This window comes from Streptococcus suis (genome assembly GCF_016743335.1).
Classification (GTDB): Bacteria; Bacillota; Bacilli; order Lactobacillales; family Streptococcaceae; genus Streptococcus; species Streptococcus suis_Y.
Window position 1 is genome coordinate 84,718 of record NZ_WCJE01000004.1, and the last position, 9,256, is coordinate 93,973.

The following is a 9,256-nucleotide window of genomic DNA, read 5'->3' on the forward strand; positions in this document are numbered from 1 at the left end:
ATATGAAATTTTTAAATGGTGGTTGGTTAATCAAAGATGGGTATGATGTGAAGTATGCGACGCATGTATATGATTATGAGGTGAAAGAGGACTCAATCAAGTTTTATATGCCCTATTCGTATGTTGGGCATAAGGGGGCTACTCTGGATGGTGGCTTGATGACCATGGAAATTTCAACACCTCACCCAGACGTAGTAGGTGTAAAGCTGTATCATCATAAAGGAAAATTGGACAGAGGTCCTACCTTTCAGATTCAAAAGATTGCTGTCACGCCTGTTATCGAAGATACAGAGAAATGTGTGACGCTGATATCCAATAAACTGAAGATTGCTGTCAGCAAGGAAGAAAACCTAAAAGTAGAGTTTTTCTACGATGAAAAATTACTAGCAACTAGCTATCCTCGCAGTAAAGCCTTTATCAAAAATAATCAGGATCAGGTCTTTATTAGCGAGCAATTGAGTATTGATGTCGGAGAAAAAATTTATGGTTTGGGAGAACGCTTCACTAATTTTGTAAAAAACGGTCAGTCTATTGATATTTGGAATGAAGATGGTGGGACAGGCACTGAACAAGCCTACAAGAATATTCCTTTCTATGTTAGTAATAAAGGATATGGTGTTTTTGTCAATTCACCAGATCGTGTCCAGTTTGAAGTCGGCAGTGAAAAGGTGTCACGGATTCAGTTTAGTCAGCCTGGTCAAGAAATGGAATATTTCTTTATCGGTGGGGATAGCCTCAAGAACATCTTGATTAACTATACGGATCTAACGGGGAAGCCCTCACTACCGCCTGCTTGGACTTTTGGTCTATGGTTAAGTACCTCATTTTTGACAGATTATGATGAAGAAACCGTCAATTCATTTGTAGATGGGATGATTGAGCGAGATATTCCATTGGATGTTTTCCATTTTGACTGTCTATGGATGAAAGAATACGAGTGGTGCAACTTTGAGTGGGATGAACGAACATTTCCAGACCCTATCAATATGCTCAAGCGATTGAAGGAAAGGGGCTTGAAAATCTGTGTCTGGATTAACCCTTACATAGGTCAAAAATCTCCGCTATTTGATGAAGGTTTGGAACATGGCTATTTCTTGAAAAAGGTTAATGGAGACGTCTGGCAGTGGGATCGTTGGCAGGCAGGTATGGCGGTTGTCGATTTTACTAATCCAGCTGCAACAGAATGGTATAAATCTAAATTGAAATCCTTGCTAGAGATGGGGGTGGACTGCTTTAAGACTGACTTTGGTGAACGGATTCCAACAGAAGTTGTTTACCACAACGGAGCAGATGCCAATAAGATGCACAACTATTACGCCTATCTCTATAACCAAGTAGTGTTTGAACTATTGAAGGAAGAGCGTGGCGAAGGAGAGGCAGTCCTCTTTGCTCGTTCGGCTTCAGTAGGGTCCCAAAAATTCCCAGTACATTGGGGCGGAGACTCAACATCTGATTATCCTTCTATGGCTGAATCACTTCGTGCAGGATTGTCCTTTGGCTTTGGTGGATTTGGCTATTGGAGTCATGATATTTCTGGATTTGAAGCTGGCTCTACTCCAGATTTGTACAAACGATGGACGCAGTTTGGTCTCTTGTCATCTCATAGTCGTTATCATGGAAGTTGGGAGTACAAAGTTCCATGGCTCTACGGTGATGAAGCTGTAGAAGTGGCACGTAAGTTCACTAAATTGAAACTTTCCTTGATGCCTTATCTTCAAAGTCAATCAGTCTTGACAGCTGAGACTGGAATTCCGATGATGCGAGCAATGGTGTTAGAGTTTCCACATGATATGTCCTGTCAGGAGCTAGACCAACAATTTATGCTAGGCGATAGCTTACTCGTAGCACCGATTTTCAATGAACAAGGTGAGAAAGATTTTTATGTACCAAAAGGAGAGGGTGATTGGATTGATTTGTTGACCAATACAGTCTATGCTCCAGGGAATTGGTACCACCAAGTCTATGATTATTATCATTTACCACTTCTAGTAGCCCCGAATTCAATTCTCGTTCGAGGTAGAAATCCTAAACAAGCTGAATATGACTACCAAAAAGCAATTGATATCCATGTCTATAATTTGCAAGATAGGAGAGAAGCAAGAACGAAACTCTATGATATTCGAGGAAATAAAGTTGCCTGGGTTTCGGTTAAGCGAATAGGCAATAGCTATGAAGTGCTTCATGAGAATATAAGCGATGCTAATCTCTATCTACACACTGTGATTGATGGACAAGAACACGTAACTATTCATCCCTTAGAAAATAATCAAAAAACTATTTGTATATAAGGAGCGAAACTATGACATATTTTGATCATATTGAAACAATTAAATTTGAAGGAAAGGACTCTAAAAATCCCTTTGCTTTCCGTCACTACAATCCAGAGGAAGTCATCGAAGGCAAGACCATGAAGGAACACTTCCGATTTGCCTTAGCCTACTGGCATACAATGACTCAGGATGGTTCAGATCCATTTGGGAATCCGACTAATATCCGTACTTGGTTTGGTCAGACAGCGATGGAAACAGCCCACAACCGTGTCGATGCCTTCTTTGAAATCTTGGAAAAACTGGGTGTTGAATACTTCTGTTTCCACGATATTGATATTGCTCCAGCTGGGAATTCATTAGAAGAATTCTTTGCAAATTTAGATGAGATTACTGACCATATCAAACAAAAAATGGATGAAACAGGTAAAAAATTACTATGGAATACTGCCAATATGTTCTCTCATCCTCGTTTCAACAATGGCGCAGCCTCTTCTAATAACGCAGAAGTCTTTGCCTATGCAGCTGCTCAGGTGAAAAAAGGTTTGGATATTTCCAAGAAACTGGGTGGTGAAAACTATGTCTTCTGGGGAGGCCGTGAAGGTTACGAATCCCTACTCAATACCAATATGAAATTTGAGCAGGACAACATCGCTAGACTTTTCAAAATGGCTATTGCCTACGGTGAGAAGATTGGTCATAAACCACAGTTCTTGATTGAGCCAAAACCAAAAGAGCCGTCTAAACACCAGTATGACTTCGATGCAGCGACTACCATGGCCTTCATTCTCAAACATGGTTTGGAAGGCGACTTTAAGCTCAACTTGGAAGCCAATCACGCGACTCTAGCAGGTCACACCTTCGAACATGAGCTAAATGTTGCGCGTGACTATAATGCACTTGGATCGATTGATGCCAATCAAGGTGATATGTTACTAGGTTGGGATACAGATGAGTTTCCAACGAATGTATATGATACAACCTTTACTATGCTTGAAATCCTTGCAAATGGTGGCTTGGCACCAGGTGGTATCAACTTTGATGCCAAAGTTCGTCGCTCATCGTTTGAAATGGAAGATTTACTTCTTGCCCACATTGCAGGTATGGATACATATGCTCGTGGCTTGAAAGCCGCAGCGAAGATTCGTGAAGATCGTTTTCTTGAAGAATTGAAAGAAGAACGTTATGCAAGCTATAAAGAGGGAATTGGTGCTAGTATTCTTGCAGATAAGGAAGATTTGGAAAGTCTTACAACATATGCCTTGGAACACGATGATCCAAAATTAGAATCTAGCCATCTAGAATTGATTAAGTCTCAATTAAATGACTACTTATTTTAAGGTTAGCTCCTAAATTTTACTACCTAGACTAAGTAGTTTAGGTAGTTTATTTATTTGAAAGAGGTAAAAAATGTCATACGTATTAGGAATTGATTTAGGGACTAGTTCCTTGAAAGGACTACTTTTTGATAAAAATGGAAGGCTTATTTCTCAAGCTAGCAGAGAATATCCTTTATTGCATCCTCAACAAGGCTATAGTGAACAAAATCCAGATGAATGGTTTCGAGCTTGTAAAGAAGTAATTCTGGAAATTGCAAAAAAAGTTCCTGAATGTAAAAAAGGGTTAAAAGGACTTGCCATCTCAGGTCAAATGCACGGACTAGTCCTACTTGATGAAGACAAGAATGTTCTTCGTCCAGCTATTTTATGGAATGATACTAGAACCACGAAACAATGTGAGGAAATTACTGAGGATTTTGGAACTGAACTCGTTACAATTACCAAGAATAAAGCTTTAGAAGGCTTTACCTTACCAAAAATTTTGTGGGTACAAGAGAACGAACCAGATATTTGGGATAAAGTAAGGCATATGATGTTACCCAAAGATTATCTTGGTTATTGCCTGACTGGAAAGTTATTTACTGACAAGTCAGATGCGGCTGGAACATTACTCTTTGATGTCGCAAATGGTTCCTGGTCGAAGGAAATATTTGAAAAATACAATATTCCTAGGGAGTATTTACCAGAGGTTTATAACTCTACTGATGTAGTAGGTCAGTTATCAAATGAAATCATCAAACAATTAAACTTTGAATCAGAAGTTATTGTTGTAGCTGGGGGTGCGGACAATGCTTGTGCAGCTGTTGGTGCTGGAATATTGGATGACGAGACCGCCATGGTTTCAATTGGTACTTCAGGTGTATTTCTGGCTTATGAAACAGATGCCCACGACCGTTACCACGGACAATTGCACTTGTTTAATCATGGGGAAAAGGATGCTTATTACTCAATGGGCGTTACGCTTGCAGCAGGGCATAGTCTGAATTGGTTTAAACAAACCTTTGCACCGGATACCAGTTTTGAAGACCTTTTGTCGAACATAGATGCTATCGAAATCGGTTCCGAAGGACTCTTATTCACACCCTATATAGTTGGGGAGAGAACTCCGTATGCAGATAGTCAAATTAGGGGATCATTTATTTGCATTGATACCCGCCATACGATGAAACACTTTACAAGAAGTGTATTGGAGGGCATTACATTTTCGTTGAAAGATTCCCAAGAGCTGATGGAACAAATTGCTGGTAAGAAATTCAGTAGGATTGTATCTGTTGGAGGTGGAGCTAAGAATAAAGATTGGTTACAGATACAAGCAGATATTTTTAATGCCGAGATAGTAACGCTTAAATCAGAACAGGGACCAGGTCAAGGAGCAGCTATGATGGCGGCAGTTGGTGTGGGCTACTACCCTAGTCTGGAAGAAGCTTTATATAGTTTTATTGATTATTCGAATCCTGTTCAGCCAATTGAAGAGAATGTACATCAATATCAAAAAGTTTATGCTCGATATAAAAAAATTTATCCATATACGAAAGAAATTATTCGACAAGTCTAAAAAGCAGTATTAGAAGGTAAATCTAACTTCTTTTTTTGCATGTGGCAGACATACTTGGGAAAATAACCTAGCTCATAGGATATGGAAATGTGCACTTACGTAAATTTTTTGAAACCATAAAAAGCATATAAAACTCTACAAAATATGTATTTAAAAGTACAATTTCATATTGACTACAATTGGTCTTATTGGGATGAACGCAACGGAGGGAATGTCTCTTGCCGCTTAACTGCTGATTAAGTAAGCCTTTATGAAGATGTGCATGAAGTCAAATCCACACATGAACTTGGCTTTGATGCTTCCGCTTTAGCAGGCCAATATTACCTCGTAACTGGTACTGGTCGCTATTTCCGCAATGTAACCAAACAACCTCTGCTTGATTTAGGATTAGTAAAAATTTCTGAAGATGGTCAAGGTTACGATATTGTTTGGGGATTTGAAGACGGAGGACGACCAACCTCAGAATTTCCAAGTCATTTGATGAGTCATATCGAACGTCTAAAAGTCAATCCAGAGCAACGTGTTGTTTTCCCTGAGGGGATTGAGGTTATTCCTTATATACTCCAGGAACAACAGAGATTGGAAAAGCAACAGCAGAAAAAATTTCAGATTTCTCAGCAGTCACCTGGCCACATCATGGACTCTTTGCTTCAGGTATCTCACTAGATGAAACCTATGGCTTGGTAGAAGACATTGAAAAAGCAGCCATGATTTACAGCCAAGTAGGAGCCCAAGGTGGTCATATCAAGCAAGAAATCACAGACCAAGAGTTGAAAGAATTAGCAGAACACTTTGGAGTGACGCCTAAAGAAGTTTTTTTGTAAAATTCGCTCAAGAGGAGGTTGAACTCCTCTTTTTTAATAATCTGTTGGTCCAACTTGGACCATTTTCCATTTTTTTCTAGTTTGTACACTATACTTTTTCTTAGGAGAAAGCTTAATGTATCGGCGAATAAGAGATATACGAGAGGATCATGACTTAACTCAGCAGAATGTATCCGATTATCTTAGTATTACACGTTCAGCATATGCAAAGATTGAGCGAGGTGAACATACATTATCGGCTGAAGTGCTAATACAACTCTCGAATCTTTACAACGTCAGTACTGATTATTTGTTGGGGCAAACTGACTTTCCCCACCGAATAAAGAATAATATAAAATAGTCTCTCCTGATTTGTTCATTGACAATTGAATAATTCTAGGTGGGACTTTATTTATTTGTTGAGCAATAGAATGTAATGCGCCAGGAAATGAGCGAAAATCATTTATTCAAAAATAGGATGGTAACCTATCTGCCATGACACAAATAATGATAATGATACTTCTGACCGTTCAGGCTGCCATCGTAAAAGGACAGCGGGTGAAATTCCCATGAGTGATATAACCAGTCATACCCACAGAGAATAACTAAGAGTAACATGTTATCAGGAGGGTAAGTTTTGGAACAATCAGTAGTAAAATATAGTATGCAACTTTCAATGCTTAACTTTTTATATTCCAGAAATATGTTGACTAAAAAGGAATATGAAAAAATTAAAAATAGACTGCGTATTAAGTACACAAATTAGCTGACCTTTTGATTTGAACGCGGTAATATAGAATCAAAAGGAGGAATTTCAGTATGAAAAAAAATAATGTTGAAATAATAAAAGCTGATTCTCTGGTTCGTCGAAGAGGCGACAATTTCGAAAGAGACTCAAAAAGGGTTGCTGCTTATTGCCGAGTTAGTTCAGATAGCGAAGATCAGAAGAACAGCTATGACTCTCAGGTGAGACATTATAAAGATTATATCTCTCAGCGGTCGGATTGGGAACTGGCAGGTATCTATGCAGATGAGGGGATTTCAGGAACACAAGTTGGAAAGAGACAAGATTTTCAACGATTAATAAACGATTGTGTAAATGGAGAAATAGATTACATTGTCACAAAGGCAATTGCTAGATTTGCAAGGAATACTCTAGATACTTTGAAGTATGTCAGAATGTTAAAAGATATGCAAATTGGAGTATATTTTGAGGAAGAAAATATAGATACCCTAACAATGGATGGAGAATTACTTCTGACTATTCTAAGCTCCGTTGCACAACAAGAAGTGGAAAATACTTCTGCCCATGTGAAAAAAGGATTAAAAATGAAGATGCAACGTGGTGAATTGGTTGGATTTCAAGGGTGCCTCGGGTATGATTATGATGTAGAAAACAAGCAGATTTCAATTAATAAAAAAGAAGCCAAAATTGTTCGTTACATTTTTGAAAGGTATCTAGAAGGTATTGGAGGAAAAGTAATTGCAAGGGAACTTGATGAACTTGGTTATAAATCGCCAAGAGGATTAGAACATTGGAATGATACAACAGTTCTAGGAATCATAAAGAATGAAAAATATAAAGGTGATATTCTAATGGGAAAAACCTTTACAGTTGACCCAATAAGCAAGAGAAGGTTGAGTAATTTTGGAGAAGAAGATAAGTACTATATCAAAGATAATCATGAACCTATTATATCTAAAGAAGATTTTGAAAAAGCTCAGGAGATAAGACTGCGTCGAGCAGGAAATAAGAAGACTGCTGCAAATGTAAATGGCAAGCGTGAACGCTATTCAAAAATGTATGCTTTTAGTAGCATGTTAGAATGTGGTTTTTGTGGTTCAATATTATCTAGAAGAAGTTGGCACTGCCGTTCAGATTATCGCAAGGTTGTGTGGCACTGTGTTACATCGATAAAGAAAGGAAAGAAATTTTGTAAGCATAGTAAAGGATTAGAAGAGCTCGCTATTGAAGGGGCTTTTATGGAAGCTTACAGACAACTCTATCATTCAAATGAAAACTTAATGACAGACTTACTTGAAACGATAGAATCTGAATTGAATGACAATAGTCTTAACAAGGAACTAAAAAGGATTACAAACAAACTTCGAACATTACTAAAAAAAGAGGAAAATCTTGTAAATCTAAGGCTCGAAGGGAAAATTAGCGATACCATATACAATGAAAAGTACAATGAAATTTCCTCAGAAAAAGAGTTTCTAGCAGAAGAGAAGGTAAATATTGAAACAACCTTAAAATCAGAAATCGATGTAAAGAAAAGACTAACTGAGTTTAAGCACTTGCTATCTTCACAGAAAATACTTACGGAGTTTGATCGTGCAGTTTTTGAAAGTATTGTTGAGAAAATTATTGTAGGTGGAGTTAATAGCGACGGAGAAATTGATCCTGCAATGTTAACCATAATATTCAAAACAGGTGAAACTCAAAACAAGAATGGTAAAAATTTTAAAAGTAAACGTAAAAATGCTAAACTAGAACCAGATAAATTGTGTCCTCAAAACTGTGACGAGGATAAAAAATTGTATTCTCAAGGAACAGACAACACATGTTGAAGTTGTGAGTCTATTAGAAAAACGCAATTAGATTGTCCAGCTTGCTCTCTTGTTTTTTGGCAAGCTGCTTCAAAGGTCCGCCGGACCTTTGAACTCCCGAATACGCATCACGTTGAGGCAGTATCACTGCTTGTACGAGATGATTCATCATCGAAGTAAAAGCAGATGTTCTGCCCATGCGATAGCTGTCGCAGAATATAGTGATGCGGTAACAGCGAACCGCTGAGTGTGTTGCTCTGCTCGTAAAAGCCTAGAAACCTTTGAACGAAAGCATCTTAAAAAGCCTTGGAGACAAGGCTTTTTAGCTTGCGGTGGAGTAGTATCAGAGTGAGAAAATTTTTGGAGGGAGTAGAAGTGATAGCCAGAAAATTTCAGTTTCTATTTCCATTTACCCACCTAAAATTTTTAGAATATGTTAATTAATGTGCAAAATTAATGTTACTGCTTGCAAAAACTACTTATTATTAATAGAATGGAACAGATTGGATGGTAAAGGTATGATTAGAAAATTTCAAAAAGAAGATATTGAAACAATAGTTCAACTTTGGTTGACTGTCAATGTTGAGACCCATGCATTTATTCCAGCTGAGTATTGGGAATCAAAAATTGACTTTGTAACATCTCAGTTATTAGATGCAGAGATTTATGTTTATGTTTTTAAAGAAAGAATTGTTGGATTCATTGGAATGCAAGGAACATATCTAGCAGGAATTTTTA

At 37.9% G+C, this 9,256-nt stretch carries 6 protein-coding genes and 2 pseudogenes; all 8 read left to right on the forward strand.

The window, feature by feature from the left end:
- The first annotated feature begins 2 nt into the window (after nucleotides 1-2).
- The gene (gene yicI, locus F9856_RS02595) at nucleotides 3-2,288 is read left to right on the forward strand and encodes an alpha-xylosidase (RefSeq protein ID WP_202105627.1); all 2,286 of its coding nucleotides are present in this window, start codon (nucleotides 3-5) and stop codon (nucleotides 2,286-2,288) included.
- Nucleotides 2,289-2,299: 11 nt separating this feature from the next.
- On the forward strand, nucleotides 2,300-3,607 hold the full coding sequence (xylA, locus tag F9856_RS02600; protein WP_202105628.1) for a xylose isomerase: 1,308 nt from the start codon (nucleotides 2,300-2,302) through the stop codon (nucleotides 3,605-3,607).
- A gap of 70 nt (nucleotides 3,608-3,677) precedes the next feature.
- Nucleotides 3,678-5,162, forward strand: coding sequence for a xylulokinase (gene xylB / locus F9856_RS02605; RefSeq protein ID WP_202105629.1), 1,485 nt, complete (start codon nucleotides 3,678-3,680; stop codon nucleotides 5,160-5,162).
- Nucleotides 5,163-5,348: 186 nt separating this feature from the next.
- Nucleotides 5,349-5,986: pseudogene (locus F9856_RS02610) on the forward strand (class II aldolase/adducin family protein); the annotation flags it as partial.
- Between the two features lie 115 nt (nucleotides 5,987-6,101).
- Nucleotides 6,102-6,326 carry a helix-turn-helix domain-containing protein gene (locus tag F9856_RS02615; RefSeq protein WP_202105630.1) on the forward strand — a complete coding sequence of 75 codons (225 nt, stop codon included), beginning with the start codon at nucleotides 6,102-6,104 and terminating at the stop codon, nucleotides 6,324-6,326.
- Between the two features lie 276 nt (nucleotides 6,327-6,602).
- Nucleotides 6,603-6,731, forward strand: a complete 129-nt coding sequence (locus tag F9856_RS12355; RefSeq protein WP_000438255.1) for an SHOCT domain-containing protein — start codon at nucleotides 6,603-6,605, stop codon at nucleotides 6,729-6,731.
- A 53-nt stretch (nucleotides 6,732-6,784) separates the two neighbouring features.
- Nucleotides 6,785-8,539: a recombinase family protein gene (locus F9856_RS02620; RefSeq protein WP_202105631.1), complete on the forward strand. Its 1,755-nt coding sequence runs from the start codon at nucleotides 6,785-6,787 to the stop codon at nucleotides 8,537-8,539.
- Between the two features lie 497 nt (nucleotides 8,540-9,036).
- A pseudogene (locus F9856_RS02625) lies at nucleotides 9,037-9,256 on the forward strand (GNAT family N-acetyltransferase); the annotation flags it as partial.